We start from the raw sequence: 26216 nt of genomic DNA on the forward strand, positions 1-26216 counted from the left end.
AATCGGGCCGCCCGGCCGATAGGCTCGCGGCATGGACACCCCGCTGCGGCTCGAGGTCATCGTCGGAAGCGTGCGCCCGAAGCGGTTCGCGCCGGTGGTGGCGGACTGGTTCCTGAAGCGAGCACGCGCGGCCGACGCCTTCGACGTGGGCGTCATCGACCTCATCGACACCCCGCTGCCGGTGGACCTGACCGAGAACCCGACGGTGACGGCATTTCAGGAAAGGATCGCCGCCGCAGACGCTTTCGTCGCGATCACCTCGGAATACAACCACGGCTACCCCGCCTCGCTGAAGACCGCCTTCGACAGCGCGAAGCGCGAATGGCGCGGCAAGCCCATCGGTTTCGTGAGCTACGGCGGCCTCTCCGGCGGCCTGCGCGCCGTCGAACAACTCCGCCAAGTGGTCGCGGAGATCCATATGGTCTCCATCCGCGAGACTGTCAGCTTCCACGAAGCCAAACGCAAATTCGACGCCGCGGGGGAAACCCAGGACGGCGCCGCCATCGACGCCGCCGAACGCCTCCTGCGCCAACTCGCCTGGTGGGCAACAGCTCTGCACACTGGCCGCGCCGCCGACCCATACCCGGGCTGAGGCGGCGGTTCGCGATCACTGGGCCAGGGCGTGGGCGGCTCGGGGTTGGCCGATATAGGTGGCTTCGCGGGGGATCGAAACGAGGGTGAGGTCTACCTGGGTGATGCCGGTGCGCAGGGTGATTCGGTTGCCTACGGCGTTGGGTTGGTGGATCGAGAGGTCGGGGCGGGCGGCGGGCCAGCCCATGGGGTCGCCGGTGAGGTAGAGGGTGGTGATGCCCGCGTGGGGGGCGGGGGCGAGGACGCCGTCGACGACGGTGGCGGTGAAATCGGTGTCGGATTCGTGGGTTTCGGCGGCGAGGGTGAGGCGTTCGGGGTTGCCGATGGTGGTGATCAGCTGGTGCCAGGCATGGGGGCGGTCGGTGCGGATCAGGACGCGTTCGCCGACGGCCAGGGCGCGGAAGATGAGCTGCTGGGCCAGGTACAGTTCGCCGGCCACGTAGACGGTGGAAATGCCTTGGCCGACAAGGCGGATGGCGACGCCGCTGCCGTCGTCGTCGGAGCCGAGCAGTTGGCCGCAGCCCGCGGACGGTAGGTGCAGGGCGGCGATGGCGTCCAGAGAGCGGACCTCGGTGGGGACGGTGCCGTCCAGGCCGGGGACGGCGAACGGCAGATGGGCGAGCAGGCTCTCGCGGTGGCGGCCGTTCATCGAGATCATGTGCCGCTGAACGGATTCCACGGGGAGCTCACGGGTGGTGAGCCGCCAGGCCGCGCCGATGCGCACGGTGTCGGCGGTGCGGCCGGGGCGCAGTCGCACGGTGACGGTGGTGCCGCGGGAGGCGGGAACCCACAGTCCGGCGAGCCGATCGGACTCCAGTTCGCCGGGATCGACTGCGGCACCGATGTTCACGCCGTTGCCGAGTTCGGCGTAGCGCCAGCGCTGGGTGAGCTCACCCGGATCGACCCCGGCCGTCACCTGGAGGGCGGCCTTCTTGATCTCGGGTGCGGTGAGCACTCGCGCGGCGCACCCGGCGTCCTCGAGGGTGCGCACGATGCGGCCGGTGGCGACGGTGACGGCGCGGCAGGCCCCGTCCAGGCCGCCGCCCCGCCGATTCGCGGCGTCGGGGCAGGTGAGCGGATCGAAGGCGATGGCCAGCCAGACGGTGCGATGCGCCGTGGCGGGCAGCGGGCCGAGCAGGGATTCGTAGATGGCTCCGGCGGGTGTGCCGGAACGGCTGCGGTAGCCGTGCGAGACGATGTCGATGCCGGACAGCAGAATGTCGTGCTGGCTCAGGCGTTTCGCGAGTTCGGGCAGCGGCAGCAGGTGGGTGGAGTGCACGGTGGCGCGGCCCAGCCGGGTCAGTCCGCCCTTGGGCGCCAGCGCTTCGACCACCGCGACCACCCGGCTGCCGTCGCGGTACAGACCGAGCGAGCGGCCGTCGGGTCCGGGGAAGTCGATGATCTCGGCGGCCGGTCGGCGGCGGCGGGTGCGGAAGCGGCCGCGGGTGCCGATCCAGTCGGCCACGGTCCGTTTGCCCAGCGGTAGCAGTAGAAGTAGACCGACCACTACGCCGAGGATCAGACCGCCCCACCAGGGCAGTCCGCACCGTATGCCGAGCAGCAGGGCGACCAGTCCGGAAAGCTGTGCCCACACCAGATTCGCGAACGAGATCCGGCCCGGCAGCGGCTGCCCGGCGGCCATCGCGAAAGGCTCCGCCGCGCTGCCGGAATCGCTCATCGTCGTGGTCCCCCGACTGGCCGGTCCCGGCCCCGCTCGGTGGCCGAGTGCGAATGAAGGTCCAGGTAACTGTACTGTGTTCGGCGAAAGCAACGACCGTCCGGGGACTTGGATGCCTTCGAAACCCACGACCCGATGGCAGGTGAGCGGCTACCGCTTCCTCGTCCGTCGCATGGAGCACGCCCTGGTGCGCAGGGATGTGCGAATGCTGCACGACCCGATGCGTTCCCAGTCCCGCGCGTTCGCCGCCGGACTCATCCTCGCCTGCGTCGCGCTGGCGGGTTGCGGAGTATTGGCTCTGCTGCGACCGCAGGACAAGATCGGGTCCAGCAAGATCCTCATCGGCAAGGACACCGGCGCGGTGTACGTGGTCCTCGACAACGTCGTGCACCCCGCGCTCAACCTGGCCTCGGCCCGGCTGGCCGCGGGCGACGCCGCCAAACCCGCCACCGTCAAGGAATCCGAGCTGGCCAAGAAACCGCGCGGGCAGCTGATCGGCATTCCGGGCGCACCCACCTCGCTGAACTTCGCCGCCGGTGGCGACGGCCGCACCTGGACCGTCTGCGATGTGCTGTCCAACGACGGCAGCCGCAACCTCACCACCGCCGTACTGGCCGGGGATCTCACCCTGTCCGACAAGGCGTCCGCGATGGCAGGGGGCAAGGCGCTGCTGGTGCAGGGCCGCGACCACACCTTCCTCGTCTACGACAACGAACGCGCGCAGATCGACCTGAACGACCGCGCGGTCGTCGACGCCCTCGAATTGGGCGGCAGCACACCGCGACCCATCAGCGAGGGCCTGCTGGACGCCATCCCGGAGGTGCTGCCCATCGTGCCGCCGCACATCGAGAACGCCGGTGCCGCACCGGCTTACCCACTCGGCGACCACCGCATCGGGGATGTGGTGCAGGTGCGCACCGATGGCAAGTCCTATGTGGTGCTGCCCGACGGGCTGCAACCGGTCTCGGAGCTGACCGCCGACATCATCCGCAACACCTACCGCTCCACGGCCGCCGACGACCACATCGCGCAGGCCGATCGCACCGGCGCACCCGTCTCCTCGGCCTTGCAGGTGTCCCGATACCCCGGCCGCGCACCCGAACTCGTGGACGGCAAGGACCAGCCCGTCGACTGCCTGTCCTGGAGGCCGCTCAACTCCGCCGACACCAGCGACGGCAGCAAACACGCCGAACTGTCGGTGCTCACGGGGCACGCGGTGCCGATTCCCGATCGGGCCAAACTGGTTCCGCTCGCGCAGGCGGACGGCAGCGGGCCGAACGTCGACAGCTTCTACATGACGCCGGGCGCGGGCGCGTACCTGCAATCGACCGGGATCGAACCCGACAGTCAGCGCCACGACAGCCTGTTCTTCGTCTCCGACTACGGGGTTCGATTCGGGATCAAGAACCTCGATGCCGCCAAGGCCCTGGGCATGGACCCGGAGAAGGTGCGCCCGGAACCGGCCCCCTGGCCCATCGTCGGCCTGCTCGCACCGGGGCCCACCCTCAGCCGCGAGGCCGCGATGGTCGCGCACGACGGTGTCGCACCCGATCCGAATCCGGCCAAGGATCCGGTGAAAACCCAGGGGCCCGGAGCGAATTGAGCCCGGTCAGTCGTCGTCGTGGATGCCGAAGCGGCGGCGCAGCGGGAACGACGCCAGGAAGCCGAGCACCAGCAGCAGGGCGACGATCCCGGTACCGATCAGGGCGACGTTTCGGGCCGTATGATTCGGGGCCACAGCGGGTTTCGGCACCGGCAGCTGCTGATCGCGGGGGCCGTCGGGATGCTTGGACGGCAGTTGCGGCGGGATCTGCGCGGTGAGTGCGGCCACCGGATCGACTGTGCCGTAACCGATATAGGGATTCCAGCCCTCACCGGGCGCGTGCGCGGTCGCCTCGATGCGCTTGATCACCTCGTCGGCGCGCATGTCCGGGTACCGCGAGCGCACCAGCGCCGCCACACCGGATACCTGCGGAGCCGCGAAACTCGTTCCGCTGTAGGCCTGTACCTGTCCCTGGTTGGTGAACTTCGCCGTGGTGAGACCCGGCGACCGCGGATCCAGCGAGATGACGTTCTCGCCCGGCGCGGCCACGCCCACCCAGGGACCGGGCACCGTGAACTTCGACGGCTGACCGAAAGCGTCCACCGAACCGACCGACAGCACATAGTCGTCCCACCACGCCGGAACCACATACGAGCTGACGTGATCCCAGAGATCCGCGTTCGGATGCAGCGGATCGATGCCGGGATTGCTGGTCTTGCAGCTGTCGGTGTTTCCCGACGAGGCCACGATGACGGCGTCCTTCTCGACCGCCGCGTAGCGCACCGCCGCCCCCAGCGCGCCCATGTCCGCGGTCTCGGGTTCGCTGGTGGGACAGGCGACCAGGGAGATATTGATGACCCGCGCGCCCGCGTCGGCCGCCCGCCGCACCGCCGAACCCAGCGCCGAGATCTTGCCGTACCCGTCGGGCATATCGTCGGGGCCCTTGTCCCGGCCCGCGCCCTTGGCCTGATAGAGCGCACTGGTCTGGCGAATCGTCATCACCCGCGCCTCGGGAGCCACTCCCGAAAAGCCCTGTCCCGGTTGCTCACTGGCGGCGATCAGCCCCGCCACGATGGTGCCGTGCGCATCGCAGTCCTCGGTGCCGTCGCCGCCCGCCGCGACATAGTCGCCACCGGCGATCAACCCGGGCAGCCTGGGATGTGGCGACACCCCGGTGTCGATGACCGCCACCAATTGCCCGGCGCCCTTGGAGAATCGCCACGCATCCGGCAGATCGAGGGTGCGCTGTGTGACCGGAATGGTCGGGCCCGCACCACCGGACTGGGTGCTGATGCACGGCGAATTGGCCGGATGCTCGGTCTCCGTCGGCGGCGTCGCCGGACCACCGGCGGGCAGCATTCCGGGATCGATCGGCGGCGGGCGATCCGCCAGGGCATCGCCGGAACCGGCCCCCACTCCGAACGAAACACCTAGGGCCAGGGTTGATATCGCGGCTACCGTTCGCAACCCCCGCGTGGCTGCTGATCTCCGTGTCGTCGACCTCCTACCGCCCGATGATCGGTGGTGGCCATCGCGGCCCACGATCACAGTGCGCGGACGAGGGAGTAGAGGCCCGTCACCCAGAAGGCCAGGGGGACAACGGCGGCGACGAAGGCGTATTCGAGGAGTTCGACCGCGCGGCGCATGGGCGGGGTGGCCTGCTGGCGGGGGACGATGATGCCCAGGACCAGGGTTGCCGCGAAAAGTGCAATGGCCACGCCGAATACGGTGAGGGGCTGGCGTTGGGTGAGGGCCGCGCCGACCAGGATCAGCAGCACGATGGCAGTGCCCCCGGTGATCAGGACGACCGCCTGCTCCGCGCCCGCGTAGGTGCGGCTGCGGAACATCAGGACGACGGCGCACACCAGGGCCAGAGCTACGCCGGGCCAATAGATTCCGTGTGAGGTCGGATCGGTGGCGGTGACGGCTCCGGTGACGGCGACCAGGGTGGTGGCGGCGACCAGCCCGGCCAGATATTCCCGGGCGCGTTCGGATTTGGTGCGCAGCGCCTCCAGGGTGGGCAGCGCGCGGTGGTCGTCGGGATCGTCCTCGGTCGGGTCGATGGGGGTGCCGGGGGCCGGAACCGGGGGTAGCGGCAGCTTGGCCAGCAGCATGGAAATCCTTGGGGCCAGCGACAATCCGGCCAGGCCGAGGGCCGCCGCGCCACCGCCGATGGCCTTGGCGGGCACCTCGGTGAGCAGTCCGACCAGGGCGGCCGGAACGGCGCAGACCGCCAGCGTGGTCGCGCCGATGAACAGGCCCAGGCCGACACCGCTCACCCGCCACGCCAAAACCGCTGTCGCGCCGGTCAATACCGCGCCCAGCAGGACATTCGCCCAGCCGTAGTGGTCCGGGACGAACAGCATGCCCGCGCTGAACGCGGTCGGCAGCGAGCAGCCGCCGAGGACCAGCGCGCTGGCGTTGTCGTGGTACATGCGGGCCAGCACCATGGCGGCGGTGACCAGCAGCAGCGTCACGAAGGTCGCCACCGTGCCGGTCACCCAGCCGGGCACCGCGTCCGGGGCGGCCAGCAGACCGAAGCAGCCCGCCAGCATGACGGCCACGGCCAGCGCGGAACCGGTGAGGCGGGCGGTGCGCGGCGTCCAGCCCCGGAAGTGGTCGGCGTCGGCGATGGCGACGTTGTACATGATGTCGTCGAACAGCGGCGCGGGCGCGATGTGCTCGGCGCTCTCCAGCATCAGCAGTTCGCCGTCGCGCACGCCCTGCTCGGCCAGGCTCAGCGAATTGGAGAACGGCGGCTGCCCGATCCGGGCCAGCACCCACTCGTGCGGTTCGAAGTGTTCGCCGTCCTGGTCGAAGTCGTTGGCGCGATTGTGCTGCGCCACCATGTCGACCACGCTCGGAATGATCAGCGCGACCGGCACATCGACGGGAATGGCCATGTCGACCTGGGTGTGCTTGGCCAGAATGGTGACTCGCGCCAGGTCCGGCGCGCGGACGGTGCCGCGCAGTTCGTCGAGGGGGTCGGTACGCGGGTGCGCCACGCCCGCACTGTACGACATGGTGATAGCCACCCGTACACTGAGCCTCGAATTCCACGCCTCCGATCGGGGATCACCACGCGATGAGCACCGTACGTTTCCAGCGGCGTCCACGCCGGGAGGTGCCGCGCTCGCCGGGCGGCGAGGTCACCCTGCAGCCGCCGCCGGAGATCCCGCGGGCGGTCCCGGCCAACCTGGTCACCAAGCTGATGCCGGTGGTGATGGCCGCCGGCATGCTCGGCATGGTCGTGCTCATGTTCACCTCGGGCAGTGGCATCGCCACCAATCCGATGAGCCTGATGTTCCCGATGATGATGGTGTTCTCCATGGTCGGGATGTATGCGGGGCAGGGCGGCAAGGGACAGAAGGCGGCCGAGGCGAACGAGGACCGCAAGGACTATCTGCGCTATCTGGATCAGGTGCGCCGCGATGTCGAGGAGACCGCCGGGCAGCAGCGGGCGGCGGTCCAGTGGAGTCATCCCGAGCCGGGGTTGGTCTGGATGCTGGCCGGGACGACCCGAATGTGGGAGCGGCGGCCGGGGGACAAGGACTTCTGCCACGCCCGCATCGGGCTCGGTAGCCAAAGACTTGCTACGAGACTGGTCGCCCCGGAAACTGGGCCGGTCGAGGAACTCGAACCCATCGCCGCGGTCTCGCTGCGCCGCTTCGTGCGCACCCACTCGACCGTCCCGGATCTGCCGACCGCGCTCGCGGTGAAGGGCTTCGCCAGCGTCCAGCTCACCGGCGACCGCGCCCAGGCTCGCGAGATGACCCGCGCGATGCTGTTGCAGCTGGCCATGTTCCAGGCCCCCGACCAGGTGCTGATCGCCGTAGTCTGCGGTCCCGACACCGCGCGGGAATGGGAATGGACGAAATGGCTGCCGCACAGCCAGCATCCGGACTCGCAGGACGGCGTCGGCACCCGGCGCATGGTGTACGGCTCCATCCGCGACGCGCACGCCGATCTGCATCCGCTGCTGCACAACCGGGTTCGATACTCGCGCAACCAGCCACCCGATCCGAATCTGGTGCAGATCGTGCTCGTGGTCGACGGGGGCCTGCTCGAAGCCGAGGAAGATCCGTTGCGGGAGAACGGGTTCGAGGGCATCACCGTCGTCGACCTGTGCGGGTACGCGCCACGGCTGGCCGCATCCCGCGGCATTCAGATGGTGGTCGAGAAAGGGGAGTGCGCCGGGCGCGGACCCGGCGGCGGCATGGAACGCTTCGCCGTCATCGACCGGATCAGCGCCCGCGAGGCCGAACAGGCGGCGCGACGGCTGGCCCCGTACCGGGCCGCCGTCCAGCGCGCGGCCGAGACCACGGGTGACGAGGGCGAGGTCATCTCCAGCTGGTCACAGCTGCTGGGGCTGGGCGATATCGGCGTGTTCACCCCCGAGACCGCCTGGAAACCGCGCTACGGCCGGGAACGGTTGCGGGTGCCCTTCGGCGTCGGCACCGACGGGTTGCCGGTGGTGCTCGACATCAAGGAGGCGGCCGAGGGCGGCATGGGGCCGCACGGGCTGTGCATCGGCGCGACGGGTTCCGGCAAGTCGGAATTTCTTCGGACACTGGTGCTTTCGCTGATCGCCACGCATTCCCCCGATCAGCTCAACTTCGTGCTCGTCGACTTCAAGGGCGGCGCGACCTTCCTCGGGTTGGAGGGTGTCGCGCACGTCGCGGCCATCATCACCAACCTCGAGGAGGAAGCCGACCTGGTGGCTCGCATGCGCGACGCCCTCGCCGGTGAGATGAACCGCCGCCAGGAGGTGCTGCGCGCCGCCGGAAACTTCGCCAATGTCTCCGAATACGAGAAGGCCCGCGCCGCCGGAGCCGACCTGGACCCGATGCCCGCACTGTTCGTGGTGCTCGACGAATTCTCCGAATTGCTCTCCCAGCACCCGGATTTCGCGGACCTGTTCACCGGGATCGGTCGCCTGGGGCGGTCGCTGCACGTGCACCTGCTGCTGGCCTCGCAGCGGCTCGAAGAGGGCAGGCTCAAGGGGCTGGAGAGTCACCTCTCCTACCGGATCGGCCTGAAGACCTTCTCCGCCAACGAATCCCGGCAGGTGCTCGGAGTACCCGACGCCTACAACCTGCCCGGCAACCCCGGCGGTGGCTATCTCAAATCCGATTCCGGTGAGATCCAGCGCTTCCAGGCCTCCTACGTCTCGGGACCCTATGTGGGCGTCGGAGCGCACCGGGACGCCGCCGCCGACACCCGCTCCGGGGATATCGACGTCGCCGCCCGGCCGTTCACCGCCGGACACGTGGATTTCCGTGCCGCCGACCGGATTCCACTGCCCACGCAGCCGGAACTGGTCGAGGCGGCGGCCGACGCGGACCAGATCTCCAACCTCCAGATGCTGGTGTCGCGGGTCCGGGGACAGGGCCGCCCCGCGCACGAGATCTGGCTGCCGCCCCTGGGGGCCGCCCCGACTCTGGACGAGCTGCTGCCCCGATCGGTGCTCACCGGCGATTGGAACGCCGTCGCCACCCTGCGCGCGCCCATCGGCATCGTCGACCGGCCCTACGATCAGCGGCGCGACCCGATGATCGTCGACCTGTCCGGCTCGCGCGGCAACGCGGCCGTGGTCGGCGGCCCGCAGTCCGGAAAGTCGACCGCGCTGCGATCACTGGTGATGGCGATGTCGTTGGCGCACACCGCAGAACAGGTGCAGTTCTACTGCCTGGACTTCGGCGGCGGCACCATGGTCGGCCTGGAAGGACTGCCGCACGTGGGCGCGGTCGCCGGGCGGATGGAAGAGGACAAGGTGCGGCGCACCGTCGCCGAGATGGTGGGCATCGTGCGCCGCCGCGAAGCCAGCTTCCGACGACTCGGCGTGGAATCCATGGCCGAGTTCCGGCGGCTGCGGGCCGCCGAATCCGGTGCCGGGAACACCGCGACGGGGGTGCGCGAGGATCCGTTCGGGGACGTGTTCCTGGTGATCGACGGGTACGGCATCTTCCGGCAGGAGTTCGAACTGCTCGAGCAGACCGTGATGAACCTCGCGGTGCAGGGCCTCTCCTACGGTGTGCACGTGGTGATCTCGCTCAACCGGTGGGCCGAGGCGCGACCCGCGCTCAAAGATCAGATCGGTACCCGCGTCGAACTGCGGCTCGGCGATCCGATGGACTCCGATCTGGGTCGCAAGTTCGCGGCGCTGGTGCCGATGGGCCGACCCGGACGCGGCATGACCGCCGACGGACTGCACATGCTCACCGCGCTGCCTCGCGTCGACGGCGATTCGGATCCATCTACGCTGGGAATAGGTGTGGGACAGGCAGTTTCGGCCATCGCGCAGTTCACGCCGGGCAGTCCGGCACCGGCGGTGCGGATGCTGCCCGACCGGTTGCCGCGCGCGGACCTGCTGCGGATGGCGGGGGATTGGCCTGCGGCGGTGGACCGTTCGCGCGCCTGCCTGCGATTCCCCCTGGGCATCAACGAATCCCAGCTGGCCCCGGTCTATCTGGACCTGGCCACCAGTCAGCACTTCGTGGTGATCGGCGATTCGGAATGCGGCAAGACCAATCTGCTGCGCACCCTCGTGCAGTCGATCTGCGCGGCGAATACCCCGGATCAGGCGCGGATCATCATGGGCGACTACCGCCGCACCATGCTCGGCACCGTCCCGGCGGGCTACCTCGCCGGATACGGCACCACCGCACCGCAATTCACCCAGAACATGACCGACCTGGCGGCCTACGTCACCAAGCGCATGCCCGGCCCCGACGTCACCCCGCAGCAGCTCAAGGACCGCTCCTGGTGGTCGGGCCCCGAGCTGTACGTGATCGTCGACGACTACGACCTGATCGCCAACTCCAGCGGCAATCCGCTGCACGCCCTGGTCGACCACCTGGCCCACGCCCGCGACCTCGGCTTCCATCTGATCATCGCCCGCCGCTCCGGCGGCGCGGGCCGCGCCATGTACGAGGCCACCCTCAACCGCCTCAAGGAACTCAACTCGGCGTCCCTGATCATGAGTTGCAGCCGCGACGAGGGCGTCCTGTTCGGCAACACCCGCCCCGCGCTGATGCCCCCTGGCCGCGGTACCTATGGCACCCGCGCGGGAGAGGAACTCATCCAAACGGATTGGATGCCATCCTCGGAAGCTTGAGCGGACGGAAGCGGGCCCCGACACAAATTGTGTCGGGGCCCGCTCGCTCGAAACGTCAGTGCTCAGAACAGACCCGCGAGGGCGGTGTCCTTGGCCTGGAGTTCGGCGTTGCCGGTACGGACCAGGGTGGCCGCGCCGTTGAGGGTGGTGTTGAGCTGGAGCACGTGCTGGTTCCACATGCGCTGGAGGTCGGCGAACGCGTCGTTGGCGTCACCCTTCCAGTTGTTCTGCACGAACTCCTCCACATTGCGGTGGAAGGCCTCGAGCTGGTCGCGGATGACCTCCGCGCGCCGGAGGATCGAGTTCGCGCCGTCGGCGACGCCCTCGAACTGGGCGGAGATGATCTGGCCGTCGATTGCTGCCATGGTGAATTCCTTTGCCAAGGGTCGGAAGAGAGGGCTCGAGGGGGCGGTCAGACCGCGGGCAGGTCGAGGCTGGAGACCTGCTGGTTGACCTTGGACGCGTAGTCGCGGTCGTGGTCCTCGTAGTTCGAGCCGACCTTGATCAAGGTCTCGGAGGTGTGCATCAACTTGTCGTTGAGCTTGTCGGCCTGGAAGTAGTAGCGCTGCATGAACGCGTTGAAGGCGTCCGCCGCGCCGCCGCGCCAATTGGAGCCGGCGACCATGCTGTCCTCATCGCGCTTCAGATCGGCGATGGCGTGCATCAGCATGTCGTGGGTCTTCTGGAACTCCTGGGCCTTGGCCTGAATGAGTTCATTACTGGCTTCGAATGCACCGGCCACGGTGCCTCCTTTCGTTCGCGGGCGGACGACCTGTTCGCTGTGATTAGACGTAGGTTCCGGTCCTGCGGTTCCACCCCGGTGACAGCTATTCGTCAGCACACTATCCAAGGATCGGTACCTCTGACCAGTGGGTACTGCCGTGGGGTGACAACCTGCACTCGAGAGGAAGGTCACACGGGTGGCGTACCGGAGGCCGATAACGGCCATACCGACCGGCACCCCGGTGGCTACCAGGTGCTGTTCGCCAGTAGCGCGTACTGCGCGGCCGCGCGCTGATGGACGTCGGTGATCTGATCGGAGTCCACCGTCGCCACGAATCGGCGGTAGGTGACCGCGCAGCGGTAGCGCTTCTTCTCGCTGAGGCCGTCGCCCAGGGGAGGTGACTCGCCGCAGACGACATCCGGAACCTGTGCCGGGGCCTCCGCCGCGCCCGGGTAGGCGGGATCCAGGATCGTCGAGGCGAGGGCGCGCGCCGACCGCGGATCCCGGGCCCGGAACACCATGGACGGGCCGTCGAAGTCGAACCCGCTCAGCGAGAAGCGATCGACTCCGGCATCCGACATCACCTTCTCCCAGTGCGCCTGATCGGCGACCCGATGCAGGAATCCGCGTGCGGTGGAGGTGATCTGGGTGTCGTTGTCGGGCAGACCGAAGCCGTCGGGGTTGAGGGTCTGCCGCAGCATGCCGTCCGGATCGTTCGGCAGCCGCAGAATGCCTTCGCGGTCCAGGGGTTTCAGTTGATCGAGCAGCGGCAGCTGGGCGTCGTAGATCTTCTGGAGCAGATCCGTCAGCTGCCCGAGGTCGGCGTCCTTCAGCCCGGCCATGGTGTGCAGGACATACGCGCCGTGCGCCAGGAAAGAACCGGCCGTCGCGATCCCCGGCCGCCAATGGGTGTGGGCGGCAGAATATTTCGGTAGCGAGACCGGTTGATTGATATCGGCGGCCACCTTGAAGTCGGCGGCCTCCAGGTCGGCGGCGGCCTTGGTCGCGGCCGCCTCGTCGGCGAACTGCATGACCACCACCTTGGCCTGCGCGCCCGCGTCCGGCTGCCGGGTCTTGTCGTCCGGGTTCAATTCCGAAGTGGCGGAGGCGAACCCGAACAGCAGGCCGTCGGCGTCCAGCACCGGTGCGGTGGCGTCGGCGAGGGCGTGGGCGGCGTCCGTCGAAGTCGAGAACGACCGCGTGCCATTGCCGTAGCGCAGCCGGGAATCGATCTCCGGTCCGGTCGCGACCTGGCCGCCGAGCCGCTGCTCGGCCAGGATCAGGCCGTAGGTGAAATCGGGGGAGAACTGGAAGCGCAATTCCAGCGGGTCGGTCGAGTAGTTGCCGATATCCATTGTGCGGACATCGATCTCGCCCGGGCGTGCGGTGCCCTCGACGTGCGCGCCGCAGGCGGTCGCCGTGGCCGTCGCGATGACCAGGGCGGCCCAGCGAATTCGTCGTGAAAGCATCGGAGTCCCCTCGGCACTTCGTCAGTGAGCGTTGACCAGCAGGGCGTACTGCGCGGAGATGCGCTGCTGTGCGTCCAGCAGCTGGGCGGCCGAGACCTCGGCGGCATAGCGGTCGTGACGGACGAAGCAGTAGTAGGGAATGGCGCCGACATTGGGGCCGGTGTACTTGCGGCACACCGCGTTCGGCAGACCCGCGGGCGAGTCGGCGGGCCGGTAGATGCGGGTGACGCGGCTGTGATCGTCGACGATGGCCTGCGCGCCGGCCGCGTCCCGGGCGCGGTAGAGGAAGGTGCCCTTCCACGCCACGCGGTCCACACCGGCACGGTCGAACAGCGCCGCCTCGTCCGCACCCTGGTCGAGCTGCAAGGCGCCGTGGCGGTCGTAGACGCCGGGAATGCCCGCCTCGTTCGGGTCGTCCACGACCGTGTACAACGCCCGGTTCATCAGGTGATCGGGATCGATCGGCAGGTTGATCAGCTGATCCTGCGGCGTGCCGGGGAACTTCGCCACCGCCGGCCCGATCGCCTCGATGCTGTGCTGCACATGCGACACCAGCTTGGGCAGATCGCGGGTCTTCAGCTCGCCCATCACATTGTCGATAACCCGGGTGTAGACGACGAATCTGCCGGTGGCGTACCAGGATTGGAGTGCGCCCAGATTGAAATGGGTGTCGTCGTCCTGAACGTAGGCGAAGGCCGACGGGTAGTTGTCGATCGACACCTGATGGCCGCCGGGCATGGCGGTCATATCGATCTGGCCGAGCGCGGGTGCGGCATCCGCCGCCGACTTCTCGTCGGTGAAGATCATGACGACGTTCTCGAGCTCATAGCCGAGTAGTCGTTGCGCGTCGGAGATCCCGGCGATCAGGAAGCCCGAGACGAATCCCTTGGCGGCGCTGTTCATCGGGCCAGCGTCGGCGTCCATACGCTGCTTCATGGCGGCCGAGCCGAAATCGATGAACGGCCGCACCCCCGAATTCCAGGGATTCGCCGCGTATTTCACCTCCGGCTCGATCTCGGAGGGCAGCGGCAGATAGTCCGCCAGTCGTTCGGCCTCCAGCGCCCGCGCCTGGTCCAGATTGACGGCATTGCCGTAGTCCTTGGGCTTGGTGTCGAGATTGCCGGTGTCCAGCTTGGTCAGGTCGATCACCGGCTCGGTGGGCGGTGCGGGGGCGGCCTGATCGGAGCCGCACGCCGCGGTGGCCGCCAGCGCGAACGCGATCATCGCGGACAGGGCCGCGCGCGACTTGCTGCCCATGATTTCCCCCTCCCGGAAATGATCGAACCGGGCAAACCCTACTTGATCCGGCTGTGCAGGATCGGGACCAATTTGCCGACCAGGGTCTGACCCGAGTCCGCGGTCCAGTTGCGGACCGCGGCCACCGCCGTCGCGTCGTCGAGCGGGATCACGATGGCCCGTGAGCTGGTGATCTCGCTGGGCAGGCCGAGAAGCCCACCGCCACCGGCCTTCTCGTCGCTGCGGACCGCCACGATATAGGAGTTGTCGGGCACGGTCAGTGCCCCGTAGGAATCGGCCACCCGCGGCGAGGACTCGTCGCCCTGCGGCTGATAGGCGCTGTTGTAGACGAAGCCGAGACTCTCGAGGAACTTCGCCTGCGGCGTCCCCGCCAGATAGATGCTGTATTTGGTGTTGAACTGGGCCCCGGTCACGTCGACCATGGTGACCGTCTTGCCCTGGAACGCGGGATTGTCCTTGCGGGCTTGGTCGATCGGGCTCAGACCGGAACCGGCGGCCGCGCTCACGGTCGCCTGATTCGTCGCGCTCACCGGGGCACCGGGGCTGCCGCTGCCGCTGCTGAGCACGATTCCGACCCCGACCGCCAGTGCCGCCGCCACCGCCGCCGCGCCGAGGCCCAGATACAGCCGCGTCCGCTGCTTCGTGGGCGGCGTCGCGACCGTGGAAACTGCTTTGCCCCTGACGGTTTCGGCCGCCGCCGACTGGAGGGCGGGGGCGGCCACCTGGAGCGGGTAGGTGGGGGAGGTGATGGTGGACATCGGGTGGAAGCCGGGAACCAGTGCGGCCATGGCCGCCTCGGTGAATTCCCGGCACGAGCCGTAGCGCTCGGCCGGGTGCTTGGCCATCACGACCGCGAACACGTGGTCCAGCCGGTCGGGCAACTGCGGGTTCACCTCCGTCGCGCGCGGCGGCGGCTCGTGCAGGTGACCCATCATCACCAGCGCCGGTTGCGTTGCGGGATAAGGGTTCCGGCCGGTCAGCAGCTTGAAGAAGGCGCAGCCCAGCGAGTAGATGTCGGCGCGGTGATCCAGCGGCTGCCCCGAGAGCTGCTCCGGCGGCGCGTAGGCGATGGTGGCGACGAAACTGCCGGTCTGGGTCAGCTCGACGGTGTCCTCGGCGGACTTCGCGACCCCGAAATCCGCGAGCAGCGCGCGCTCGTCCTCACCGTCCACGCTGGAGAGCAGGAAGTTGGCGGGCTTCACATCGCGGTGCAGCAGCCCGCGCCGGTGCGCGTAGTCCAGGCCGCGGCCGATCTGGGTGACGATCGACAGCGCCCGCATCGGGGTCATGGCGCTCGGATCGCGCTTGAGTTCGGCCGAGGCGTCGGTGCCCTCGACGTACTGCATGGCGATCCACAGCCGCCCGCTCTCCTCACCGCGATTGTGCACCGACACGATGTTCGGATGATCCATGCCCGCAACGACATTGGCCTCGCGCTCGAAGCGGCCGCGGAACTCCTCGTTGCCGGTCATCTCGGCGGAGAGCACCTTGAGCGCGTCCATGCGCGGCAGCTTCGGATGCTTCGCGAGATACACGGTCCCCATGCCGCCCGCCCCCAGCACCCGCTCGATGCGGTACCCGCCGACAACCGTTCCCGGACTCATCGCCATTGAAACGAACTCCTGGATGCTCTTGTCGGGTCGTGCGAGAACGCAGCTTACTGGACCCTCACGGCGGCGGCCGGGCTCGAACACGGTGGTGAGAACGGTGGCCGCGGAGCCCGGTCACCGTGGACACGTAATCTGGTGCCTGTGCTGAACAACCCGCGTCGTGCGATCCTCGGGGGCCGGTTCCCTTGATGGATCGGCAGGTCGAGGTGGTCGCGGGCACCCATGTGCTGAGCAGGGTGGCGGGCGCGGTCATCCTGGTCGCGCATCGCGAGCGCGGGCTGCCGGACCTGGATTCGCGGGCCGCTCGCGCCGCCGACGCGCTCGGTGAGCTGGTGCTCGAGGCCACCGAGCAGGCGCCCGAGGGGCCGGGCCGACTGGTCGCCCGGAAGGTCACCCGCTGGCTGATGCGGGACGCCGCGCGCATCTCACCCGGCGAACCGGTCGAATTCGGCATCCTGTCGGCCGCCGACACCGGCGGGCTCGCCATCTTCCTGCACGGTTCGGTGACCGCGGTGCTGGCCGGATCGGAGCTCGAGTACTACCGGGGCAGCGACGCGGCCTTCACCGTCGACCGGGTCGCCGAGCATCCCGCCCGCGCCGCGGCCCTGTTCATCGACGAGAGCAGACGGCGTCCGCCCGAGCTACCGGAACGCGGAATCGGTTCGCTCATCGCGGGAGTCGCCCCCGCCACCGGCGCCGTCGTGTGGTTCGAGGGCCGCACGGTGCCGCTGCTACCGGACCCGCGCGCGGTCCGGCCGCTGCCGGTCCCGGAGCCCGAGTGGCCCGCGGTGCCGCCCCCGCCGACCGCGGCCTTCGACGCCGAGCGCGACGAGGACCCGATTCCGATGGACCCCAACCTGATTCCCACCCGCACCTCGAATCGCCTGCCGCTCGAACTCGAATCGGAATTGTCTCCGGCCGCCCCGGACCCGATCACCGACACCATCGAACCGAGCCCCGCGAACCTGCACCAGGCGCCGACCGAGATGAACGGGACCGGCGGCACCAATCCCGCGCCCCGCCCCGATCCGGACCTGCAACGACGGCTCGAGGCCACCGCCCGCGCCACCGCGCTCACCGTCAAGGTGCTCGGATTCAAGTGCGCGCGTGCGCATCCCACCGATCCGCGCGCGGCCTTCTGCACGGTGTGCGGGATGCCGGTCGATCAGACCCAGCAGATCGCCGAGGTGATCCGGCCGCCGCTGGGCATGCTGGTGCTCGACGACGGCATGACCTACATGCTGGCCGCCGACGCCCTGATCGGGCGCGATCCCGAACACAGCGACGCGGCGAGCGGGGGCCTGGTGCCGCTGCGCGTCGACGACAACTCCGGCGGCATGTCCCGCGCGCACGCCGAACTCCGGCTGCTGAACTGGGACGTCACCCTCGTCGATCGCGGCTCCACCAACGGCACCCGGGTCCGGATGCCCGGCTATCGCGATTGGGTTCGGCTGCAACCGAATCAGGCGATGACCCTGATCCCCGGCACCGAGATCATGCTCGGCAACCGGGTGCTGCGCCTGGATCCGGTCGCGCCGCCGCCGTTCGGCTGACTCAGGAATACCGTGCGCTGCAGGTGGTCTGGTCACCCAGCACGCCCGCCCGGAAGGCATCGACCCGGGAGAATCCGCTGGGCACCGTCTTTCCGTCGGTGTCACTGGCCGCCAGTCCGTCGGTGAGCAGTCCCGAGACCGCCTCGTCCAGATCGCCCGCCGACAGGGTGATGTCGCCCTGCGACTTGTCCCGGTTGGGATCGGCCAGTTTCGCGCTGATCACCCCGGACAGGCAGGCCGCGCGCAGTCCGGTCTTCGCGCCGGTGAGCGCCTCCCCGGCGGCGTGCTGCACGGCCAGCGTGTAGCGCGAGATGAACACGATGTAGGCGGTGAAGTCACCGGTCACGTTGGCGGGCAGGCCATCCTGGTCATCGGCGTTGGAGACGCCGCGATCGTGCAGCGCGGTCACGTCGGTGCCGATCAGGTTGGTGGCCGGGCAGTAGGTGACGGGTGCGGTGTCGGCGCCGTTGCGGCAGTTCAGCTTCGCGGTGTCGTAACCGTATTTCGGTTCGCTCCGGATCGGCATGATCGCGGCCATCGCCTTGGTCAGCTCCACCAGATTGGCCTGGGTCACCTCGGATTCGCCGTGCGTTGAATCGTTTCCGAGGGTCTGCGGCAGATTGCCGCGCCGGTGGTCGATCTCGGTCTGGTTGATGGCCTTGCAGCCCTTGGGGCCGTCGGTGAAGCCGATCTGCACGGCCGTCACCCGCTCGAAGGCCGAACCGTGCACGCTGTCCGGGTTGTCGGGATCGGCGTCGCGGAAGGCGACCGTGGCCGCCAGCACCGCGTTCAACCCGTCGGAGGTGTTGATGGTGAAGTGTTTCGCCTTGCCCTCGGCCACATTCCGGATGAACGCGCCCGCGAAACAGTCGGCCTGCTGCTCCTTGACCAGGGTCGGCGTCTTGCCGCTCACGATCTTCGACATCTCCTGGATGGCGTGCCCGTACTCGTGGGCCAGCACCATCACCACCGACATCTTCCCGAACTCCTCGACCACCGCGGGCAGCAGCACGGTGCGGTCCCAGCCGATCGAACCGTCGAGGCGGCAGTAGGCGGCGTTGACGAGCCGGTAACTGGTCTGACTGCAGAATTGCGCGGACTGCGAACGGGGAGCCTTCGCGCTCCAGGAGATGAACTTGTCGACCGGGGTGAACTGGCCGCTGAACTCGAGCGGATACTCACCGCGCCAATAGGTCTGGATATCGTCGAGGGCGTTGAGCACCAGGTGATCGATGTCGCCGCCGTCGGAGTTCTGCGCGGTCAGCGACGAATCCGGGACACCCGTGCGCGGGCCGCTCGGTCCGCTCGTGGTCGGCAGACCGGCCACCTTGAACGGGTCGTCGTAGATGGACACCGCGTGACCGTGAACAGTGAATGTACAACCGGCCAAGAGCGCCACCGCGATGCCGAGCACCCCGAAAACGACAAGTGCCCGCCGCACCCGCACGGACCGGCGTCCGCGCACCGCCTCCCCCTGGCGTCTCGCCACGTCCACTCCTCGCAGGCCGACCGGTTCTCTATTCCGGTATCGGGCGCAAGGCCAATGAGCGCAACGCCGTACCCCGGGGCTTCGCATATTATCCGGGCATGTCTTCACCGGGGGCGCAGCAAATCATCGTGCGTCATGATGGAACCGATCGAGTCTTCGACGCGAGCCAGCAGATCACCATGGGGCGGGCCCCGGAGGTGACGCTGTTCGTCGACAGCCCCCTGGTGTCCCGGGTGCACGCGACGCTCGAATACGAGGCCGGGGCCTGGATGCTCACCGACAACGGCAGCACCAACGGTGTTTTCGTCGATGCGCGGCGGGTCAACTCGCCCATTGTCATCAACCGGCCCACCCAGGTCCGCCTCGGTGACGCCATCAGCGGACCGCTGCTGCATCTGACGCCGCAGACGCGGGGTGCGAGCGCCGCACCGGCGCAGCACACCCCACCGCTGCGCTCGAACATGCCGCAGAACCGGCCGCCCTCGCGGCCGCAACCTCAGGTCGGGCAGCCGCAGGGGGGACAGCAGCAGGGCGGACAGCCGCCGTATCAGCAGCGGCCGCCGGTCAATCAGCCGCCCGTCAATCAGCCGCGGCCCAATCCCCAACAGTCCCGGCCCAATCCGCAGGTGCAGCCGCAGTGGCCGAACCGGCCCAACGCCGGGGGACAGCCGCAGCCGTCGTGGCAGCCGCCCGCGCAGCGCCCGCCGTCGACCCCGCAGCCGCAGGTGCCGCAGTCCGCCGCGCAGCCGCAGGTGCCCGCCGCCCCCGCCAGCGGTGCGATCGACCCGATCAACATGACCTTCAAGGCCGACAGCTCCCTGCTGCCGCCGGTCCGGGCCCGCGCCGCCACCGCCGCCATCGCCCGCGCCGACCGGATCCCGCGCAGCGGCCTGAACATCGGCCGCACCAGCGACAACGAGATCGTGGTCAACGATCCGATGGCCTCGCGCAGGCACGCGCGCCTGGTCCCCGATCGCGAGGGTCTCGCCCTCGAGGACCTGAACTCGGCCAACGGCACCTTCGTCAACGGCCGCCGCGAACAGCGCACCATCCTGCGCGAACGCGACATCGTCACCATCGGCAACATCGACTTCGTGGTGCAGGAGGGCACCCTCGTGCACCGGCAGCGGCCGGTCGCCGAACAGGGCCTGCACGTGCACGGTGTCAGCTTCACCGTCGAGGGCAACAAGCAGCTGCTGGTCGACGTCAACATGCAGGCCGGGCGCGGCTCGCTGACCGCGCTGATCGGACCCTCCGGCGCGGGCAAGTCGACATTGTCGAAACTCATTGCGGGAACCACGCATCCGTCCGCGGGCGTGGTCACCTTCGAGGGCCGCAACCTGCACGCCGAATACGAGGCGCTGCGCTCCCGCATCGGCATGGTGCCGCAGGACGACGTGCTGCACCGGCAGCTGACCGTCAAGCAGGCGCTCAACTTCGCCGCCCAGCTGCGGCTGCCGCCCGACACCAGCAAGACCGACCGCAAACAGGTGATCACCGAAGTGCTGGAGGAGCTTTCGCTCACCCAGCACGCCGACACCCGGGTGGACCGCCTGTCCGGCGGTCAGCGCAAACGCGCCTCGGTCGCCATGGAGCTGCTCACCGGTCCGTCGCTGCTGATCCTCGACGAGCCCACCTCCGGCCTGGATCCGGCGCTGGACCGGCAGGTCATGACCATGCTGCGGGAACTGGCCGACGCCGGGCGCACCGTCATCGTGGTCACGCATTCCGTTGCCTGCCTGGACATGTGCGACCAGGTGCTGCTGCTCGCGCCCGGCGGCAAGACCGCTTTCTGCGGACATCCCGGCACCGTCGCGCAGGTGATGGGGACCAGCGACTGGGCCGAGATCTTCGGTCGGGTGGCAGCCGATCCCGACCGCGCCTTCGCGAATTTCCGCTCCCGCCAAGCCTTCACCGAGCCACCCGCGCCGGTGCAACCGGTGGAACGCGCCAAGGCGCCCAAATCCAGTCCGCTCAAACAGTTCTCGACGCTGTCCAGACGGCAGCTACGGCTGATCTTCGCCGACCGCGGCTATCTGTCGTTCCTGCTCATCCTGCCGTTCGTGCTCGGCGGGCTGTCGCTGGTGGTGCCCGGCAAGGGCGGATTCCAGCCCGCCGGATTCGTGCAGACCGCCGACGGCAGCTTCGTGCGGGCGGGCGGCGGTGAGGCCCAGCAGCTGCTGGTGGTGCTGATCCTGGGCGCCTGCTTCATGGGCGCCACGCTCAGCGTGCGCGATCTGGTCGGGGAGCGGGCCATCTACTTCCGGGAGCGAGCCGTCGGATTGCGTTCCGGCTCATACCTGATGTCGAAGATCGTCATCTTCAGCCTCGCGGCCCTGCTGCAGTCGGCGGTGATGGTCGGGATCGTGCTGGCCGTGCGCAAGGGGCCGTCCAAGGGGTCGGTGATCCCGACCGGCAGCGCCGAGCTGTACCTCGACGTGGCGCTGACCGCGATCAGCTGCGTGGTGCTGGGCCTGGCGCTGTCCTCGCTGGCCAGATCCAACGAGCAGGTGATGCCGCTGCTGGTGGTGGTCATCATGGCGCAGCTGGTGATGGCGGGTGGCATGATCCCGGTGACCAATCGCATTGTGCTGGACCAGATTTCCTGGCTGTTCCCGGCCCGCTGGGGTTTCGCCGCCGGAGCGTCGACGGTCGATCTGCGCAACCTCTCGCCGAGCGCGCAGCCGGACACGCTGTGGCAGCACACCGTGCCGATCTGGTCGCTGGACGCTTCGATCCTGTTGGTCATCGCGGCACTGCTCGCGCTGTTCACCTGGTCTCGACTGCGCTTGAAGAAGTCGGTGGCGTGAACCGCGAAAACAGCCTCCCGCCGGGCATCCGAACCCGGCCGGGGTGCGAAGTGTGGATTCGGTCGCGCACGCTACGAGTCGAGCAGGCAAACTGATGACTGTGACGGCTCGAGTTGGGGCAGTGCATCTCGGCTGGGACGTGGTGTCGGTGGCCGCCGGTGGCGGCGGCTCCTCCATCCGCCCGGTCCTGGTGGAAGGTACATATACACCGCCCGCGTACCTGCTTGCGGACGCGTCCGGCAGGTTGCACACCGCCGGCGTGGACCGGCGTCCCGACGTCGGCATCGCCATCTCCGATGTGCGCGACATCATCGGGCACCCGCAGATCGTGGTCGCCGGGGCCACCTGGCCCGCCGAACTGGTGTTCCGCGCGCGCATGCACAATCCGCTGGCCTCGGTGATCGAACACCTCGGCACCCAGCCAGACGTGCTGGCGCTGCCGTTCCCGGACGAATGGCCCGATCCCAAGGTCGACGAGTACGTGCGCCTGGTCGAGCAGCTCGGCGTGCCCGCCGAGGCGCTGCCGGAATCGGTGGCGCTCTCCGGCTATCTGCGTGCCCTCGGCTTGGTGCGCGGCGGCGGCCGGGGACGTCCCGCGGTCGGCGCCGTCGGCGTCTACTCCGATGGTCGTGAATGCCTGGTGGTCGCCGTGCACGGTGACGACGACCAGCCCACCGAATCGGTCAGCGTCGCCATCACCGCCGACGCGCTGCACGAGGCCCGGGCCGCCGACAATGTCGTCATCGAGGTGATGGCGGCGGCCCGCGCGATCAACGCCGACACCTCGACGGTGCTGCTGTCGGGCAATGTCTGCTTCAACGACGCCCTGCGCCTGGCCTTCCAGAACCACCTCGGGCACCGCTTCCAGGTGGCCGACCATCCCATGCACGCCCTGGTGCTCGGCGCGACCCACCTGATGGTCGCCGAGAGCGAGGGCGACCCGGCCTACGACCGTCCGGCGCCCGCCGCCGACGCGCGGCCGGTGGAGCAGGGGCCACGGCATGTGCCGGATCCCGGGCAGCCGTTGCAGCGCCAGCCCGAGCCACTGACCAATCAGCCGGAACTCGTTCCCCGGCACATGGATTCACCGCCTTCGGCCGAATCCGCCACGGAGCAGCCATCTTCCGCCCGGCCCACCCACACGGGCCCGCAACCGGTGGCCGAGGCGGACGTCGAGGGCGTGACCCGACGCGTCACCGCCGAGGACATCGCCGCGGGCACCGGAACCGGTGCGGCGGAATCGGGTCGGCACGCCGCTGTGGAGACCGGTGAGGGCGTCACCAGGCGGGTGACTGCCGAAGATATCGCCGCCGCACAGGGTTCCGCGTCCGGCCCGTCCGGTCGCGGCACGCTGCCGCCCGGGCTCGAGGGTGTCGGCGGCCGGTTCATGCGGCCGCCGGGTTCACCCGCCGACGATCAGCTGACGGTCGTGGGACGGCCCGGCGAGACCGGCACGCCCGCTCCGGGATACGGCCAGCAGCCGCCCGCCGCGGACCCGGGCTACGGCGCGGGTTCGGCTGCGGCACAACCGGGTCCGGGTGCGCAGCAGGGCGGCGCTCCGGCCTACGGCCAGCCGGGACCCTACGGTCAGGGCGGTTACGGCCAGCATCCCGGCGCCTACGGTGCTCAGCCCGGGCAGGGCGGCTATCCGGGCTACGGTCCGGCGAACAACCCGGGCGGCGCCGATCCCGCCGCACAGGGTGGCTACGGTCCCGCTGGCGGACAACCGGGCGCTCCCTACGGTCCCGGCGGATACGGTCCGGCCAGTGGTTACGGCGCTCAGGGCGGTTACGGTCCGGGCGGCGGATACGGGCCGTCCGGTACCCCGGGTCCCTATGGGGCCGAGGGGGATACGTCCGGTTCCGGTCGCGGAGGTTTTGCTGGGTCGGGCGGAAACGCTCCTGGCCAGCCCGGTGCGGGGTACGGTGGATCGATGTCCCAGGGGGCGCGTCAGTCGAGTTCGCAACAACCGGAAGATGCCGCCGGGCAATCGGATTCGGGTTCCGGCGGTGATTCCGACCGGCGGCGCAAGGGCCGGTTGTGGAACAAGATGAAGGACAACCTCTTCGGTGCGCCCATTATCATCGGCGCCGCCACCCTGGCCGCGCTCGGCGTGCACGGCGACGGCGCGGCGGTGAGCACCGCGGCGGGCTGGACCCCGGATCATTCGGCGTCCGACACCGTGCTGCCCGCGGCCGCCACCGCGCATCCGGTCGACGAGCCCTGTGCGGTCACGCCTTTCGTCTTCGGCGACGCGCGTCCGGGTATCGCCACGGTCGGGCGCACCCTCGACTGCCTACGCCTCGGGGTCGACACCCTGCGCTACACCATTCCGGGCCCCGTGCGCGGCGTCGATCCCGGTCCGCCCATCCATATCTGAGACCAGCACCTGCTCGGTGACCAGCACCGTCTGCGTCTCGGGCTGCAGCCACCGCGCGGAGGCCAGCAGTTCGAGACGCGACAGCTGCGGGGCCGGACCGGTGTGGCCGGTCAGGATCCAGGCGTGCTCGATGGTCAGGCGCAGCAGTCGCCGCGCGGAGAAGAACAGCAGGGCGGCCAGCGGCAGTTCGCCGACGGCCGCGGTGAGCAGCGCCGACCACAGGTCCGGGGTGTTCCAATCCAGCACGATGTCGAACCAGGCGTCGCAGACCAGCAGGGTCGCGGTGATCATCGCCGAGGGGATGAAGAGCTGCCGTCGCCGCCAGGCGCACAGCGCGGTGACCCCGATGGCCGCGACCAGCGCGAAATCGAACCCGACCCAGGCGATGTCCCACTGATTCACCTCGTGCCGCGACGGCAGGCTCACCGACAGGTAGGCGATCCACGGGATGAGGAACACGAAGCTGCCGGTGACCGCGGTCAGGAACAGCCTGCGCATCGAGGCCGCGTGCGGATGCACAGGAATGACGGGATTCGCGGATACGCCGGTCGTCATGATGGCCTCCGAGGGTACGACGCGTCCGTGGTCGCGAACCCTGGACGCTCTGTGTCGGGAGCGGGTACTCGAAAGTTGCAACAGTTCCAGTGTCCGCAACCATTTCCGGTCACGGTCGTGCCCGAGGTCACAATTCGGCCGTCGAGGCCGGTCCGGGGTGATTTCAGCCGTCGGGAAGGGCGCTGGTAAGGTACCTCGTTGGCGTGCGGTACGGCCGGGCAACCGGTTGTCGCACGAGCCCCGGGTCTTCACCGGCCGCCGGGATCAGCTCGACCACACGCTTTTGGCTGGCAAAACCTACGACAGACAGGGATGCACTGTGCCTACGTACAGCCCCAAGGGCGGTGACGTTACCCGCCAGTGGTACGTCATCGATGCCACTGACGTAGTGCTCGGCCGTCTCGCCGTCCAGGCAGCCAACCTGCTGCGCGGCAAGACCAAGCCGACCTACGCTCCGAACGTCGATGGTGGCGACTTCGTCATCATCATCAACGCGGACAAGGTTGCCATCTCCGGCAACAAGCGCGACGACAAGGTCCTCTACACCCACTCCGGTCACCCGGGTGGTCTGAAGGGCCGTACCGTGGGCCAGATCCTGGACTCCCGCCCCGACCGTCTGGTCGAGCGTGCCGTCAAGGGCATGATCCCGAAGAACAAGCTGGGCAACAGCATTGTCGGCAAGCTGAAGGTCTACGCCGGCCCGACGCACCCGCATGCCGCGCAGCAGCCCATCCCCTTCGAGATCAAGCAGGTGGCCCAGTGACCGCTCCTGAGGAATTCAACGACGAGTTCGTCGTGGAAGACACCACCGTCGAGGTCGTCGAGGAGGGTGACGGGTACGAGGCCGAGGCCGAGTACACCGAGGACGAGACCTTCGTCGCGCCGATCATCATCGACCGCCCGGTGCAGACCGTCGGCCGCCGTAAGGAAGCCGTCGTTCGCGTGCGCCTGGTGCCGGGTTCCGGCAACTTCGTGCTCAACGGCCGCACCATCGAGGATTACTTCCCGAACAAGGTGCACCAGCAGCTGGTGAAGTCCCCGCTCGTCACCGTCGAGCGCGTCGAGTCCTTCGACATCTTCGCTCGCCTCGTCGGCGGCGGCCCCTCGGGCCAGGCGGGCGCGCTGCGTCTCGCCATCGCGCGTGCGCTGATCGAGGTCACCCCGGACGACCGTCCCGCCCTCAAGCGTGCCGGCTTCCTGACCCGTGACCCGCGTGCCACCGAGCGCAAGAAGTACGGCCTGAAGAAGGCCCGTAAGGCGCCTCAGTACTCGAAGCGCTGATCAGTTAAGCAACACAGTCGCCGTCAGGCACTGCCGTGCCCGACTCCTGCGGGGGTCGGGCACGGTACGGTCTACACGGCATCCTGTACGAGAGCAGGCTCCCGCCAACGGTTTTCGAACCGGCCGGGTGTCTGCTCTCGTGCTGTATCTACCACGCAG

At 69.0% G+C, this 26216-nt stretch carries 18 protein-coding genes; 8 read left to right on the forward strand and 10 right to left on the reverse strand.

Going from position 1 to position 26216, the window contains the following annotated elements; all coding sequences use genetic code 11:
* The first annotated feature begins 31 nt into the window (after positions 1 to 31).
* Positions 32 to 592, forward strand: a complete 561-nt coding sequence (locus OG300_RS37295; RefSeq protein WP_405489310.1) for an NADPH-dependent FMN reductase — start codon at positions 32 to 34, stop codon at positions 590 to 592.
* 15 nt (positions 593 to 607) lie between these two features.
* Here the strand turns inward: OG300_RS37295 and eccE are convergent, their stop codons facing one another.
* Complete coding sequence (eccE, locus tag OG300_RS37300) at positions 608 to 2269, reverse strand: type VII secretion protein EccE (RefSeq protein WP_405489312.1); 1662 nt, start codon at positions 2267 to 2269, stop codon at positions 608 to 610.
* Between the two features lie 112 nt (positions 2270 to 2381).
* On the opposite strand from eccE, the gene eccB reads away from it, so the two are divergent.
* Positions 2382 to 3872, forward strand: coding sequence for a type VII secretion protein EccB (gene eccB, locus OG300_RS37305; protein ID WP_405489314.1), 1491 nt, complete (start codon positions 2382 to 2384; stop codon positions 3870 to 3872).
* Between the two features lie 6 nt (positions 3873 to 3878).
* Here eccB and mycP read toward each other — a convergent pair whose 3' ends face one another.
* Entirely contained in the window at positions 3879 to 5228 is a 1350-nt protein-coding gene (gene mycP, locus OG300_RS37310) for a type VII secretion-associated serine protease mycosin (protein WP_405489316.1), read from the reverse strand.
* Positions 5229 to 5356: 128 nt separating this feature from the next.
* Positions 5357 to 6817, reverse strand: coding sequence for a type VII secretion integral membrane protein EccD (gene eccD, locus OG300_RS37315; protein WP_405489318.1), 1461 nt, complete (start codon positions 6815 to 6817; stop codon positions 5357 to 5359).
* 80 nt (positions 6818 to 6897) lie between these two features.
* Between eccD and eccCa the strand changes: the two genes are divergently transcribed.
* On the forward strand, positions 6898 to 10929 hold the full coding sequence (gene eccCa, locus OG300_RS37320) for a type VII secretion protein EccCa (protein ID WP_405489320.1): 4032 nt from the start codon (positions 6898 to 6900) through the stop codon (positions 10927 to 10929).
* Between the two features lie 62 nt (positions 10930 to 10991).
* On the opposite strand, the gene OG300_RS37325 is transcribed toward eccCa, so the two are convergent.
* The 5 genes from OG300_RS37325 to OG300_RS37345 all read right to left on the reverse strand — a co-directional run bounded on the left by OG300_RS37325 (position 10992) and on the right by OG300_RS37345 (position 15989).
* The gene (locus OG300_RS37325; RefSeq protein WP_405489322.1) at positions 10992 to 11294 is read right to left on the reverse strand and encodes a WXG100 family type VII secretion target; all 303 of its coding nucleotides are present in this window, start codon (positions 11292 to 11294) and stop codon (positions 10992 to 10994) included.
* A gap of 47 nt (positions 11295 to 11341) precedes the next feature.
* A complete protein-coding gene (locus tag OG300_RS37330; RefSeq protein ID WP_405489324.1) occupies positions 11342 to 11671 on the reverse strand; it encodes a WXG100 family type VII secretion target in 330 nt (109 codons plus the stop codon).
* Positions 11672 to 11898: 227 nt separating this feature from the next.
* The gene (locus OG300_RS37335; RefSeq protein ID WP_405489326.1) at positions 11899 to 13122 is read right to left on the reverse strand and encodes a hypothetical protein; all 1224 of its coding nucleotides are present in this window, start codon (positions 13120 to 13122) and stop codon (positions 11899 to 11901) included.
* A gap of 21 nt (positions 13123 to 13143) precedes the next feature.
* Entirely contained in the window at positions 13144 to 14379 is a 1236-nt protein-coding gene (locus tag OG300_RS37340) for a hypothetical protein (protein ID WP_405489328.1), read from the reverse strand.
* 38 nt (positions 14380 to 14417) lie between these two features.
* On the reverse strand, positions 14418 to 15989 hold the full coding sequence (locus OG300_RS37345; protein WP_405489330.1) for a serine/threonine-protein kinase: 1572 nt from the start codon (positions 15987 to 15989) through the stop codon (positions 14418 to 14420).
* Between the two features lie 188 nt (positions 15990 to 16177).
* Here OG300_RS37345 and OG300_RS37350 point away from each other — a divergent pair, with 188 nt between their 5' ends.
* On the forward strand, positions 16178 to 17542 hold the full coding sequence (locus OG300_RS37350; RefSeq protein ID WP_405489332.1) for an FHA domain-containing protein: 1365 nt from the start codon (positions 16178 to 16180) through the stop codon (positions 17540 to 17542).
* 1 nt (position 17543) lies between these two features.
* On the opposite strand, the gene OG300_RS37355 is transcribed toward OG300_RS37350, so the two are convergent.
* Complete coding sequence (locus OG300_RS37355) at positions 17544 to 19031, reverse strand: metallopeptidase (protein WP_405489334.1); 1488 nt, start codon at positions 19029 to 19031, stop codon at positions 17544 to 17546.
* Between the two features lie 98 nt (positions 19032 to 19129).
* Between OG300_RS37355 and OG300_RS37360 the strand changes: the two genes are divergently transcribed.
* Positions 19130 to 21841, forward strand: a complete 2712-nt coding sequence (locus tag OG300_RS37360; RefSeq protein WP_405489336.1) for an FHA domain-containing protein — start codon at positions 19130 to 19132, stop codon at positions 21839 to 21841.
* Positions 21842 to 21941: 100 nt separating this feature from the next.
* A complete protein-coding gene (locus OG300_RS37365; protein WP_405489338.1) occupies positions 21942 to 24221 on the forward strand; it encodes a hypothetical protein in 2280 nt (759 codons plus the stop codon).
* Here OG300_RS37365 and OG300_RS37370 read toward each other — a convergent pair.
* A complete protein-coding gene (locus OG300_RS37370; RefSeq protein WP_405489340.1) occupies positions 24138 to 24776 on the reverse strand; it encodes a hypothetical protein in 639 nt (212 codons plus the stop codon). The two genes, OG300_RS37365 and OG300_RS37370, sit on opposite strands and share 84 nt — an antisense overlap.
* Positions 24777 to 25095: 319 nt before the next feature.
* Here OG300_RS37370 and rplM point away from each other — a divergent pair, with 319 nt between their 5' ends.
* Both rplM and rpsI read left to right on the forward strand, forming a co-directional pair.
* Complete coding sequence (gene rplM / locus OG300_RS37375) at positions 25096 to 25539, forward strand: 50S ribosomal protein L13 (RefSeq protein ID WP_405489342.1); 444 nt, start codon at positions 25096 to 25098, stop codon at positions 25537 to 25539.
* Positions 25536 to 26057 (forward strand): 30S ribosomal protein S9, encoded by a 522-nt coding sequence (gene rpsI / locus OG300_RS37380; RefSeq protein ID WP_405489344.1) that lies wholly within the window; start codon positions 25536 to 25538, stop codon positions 26055 to 26057. Before rplM ends, rpsI begins: the two co-directional genes overlap by 4 nt.
* Positions 26058 to 26216 lie beyond the last annotated feature (159 nt).

Source organism: Nocardia sp. NBC_00511 (assembly GCF_045161165.1).
In the GTDB taxonomy this organism is placed as follows: Bacteria; Actinomycetota; Actinomycetes; order Mycobacteriales; family Mycobacteriaceae; genus Nocardia.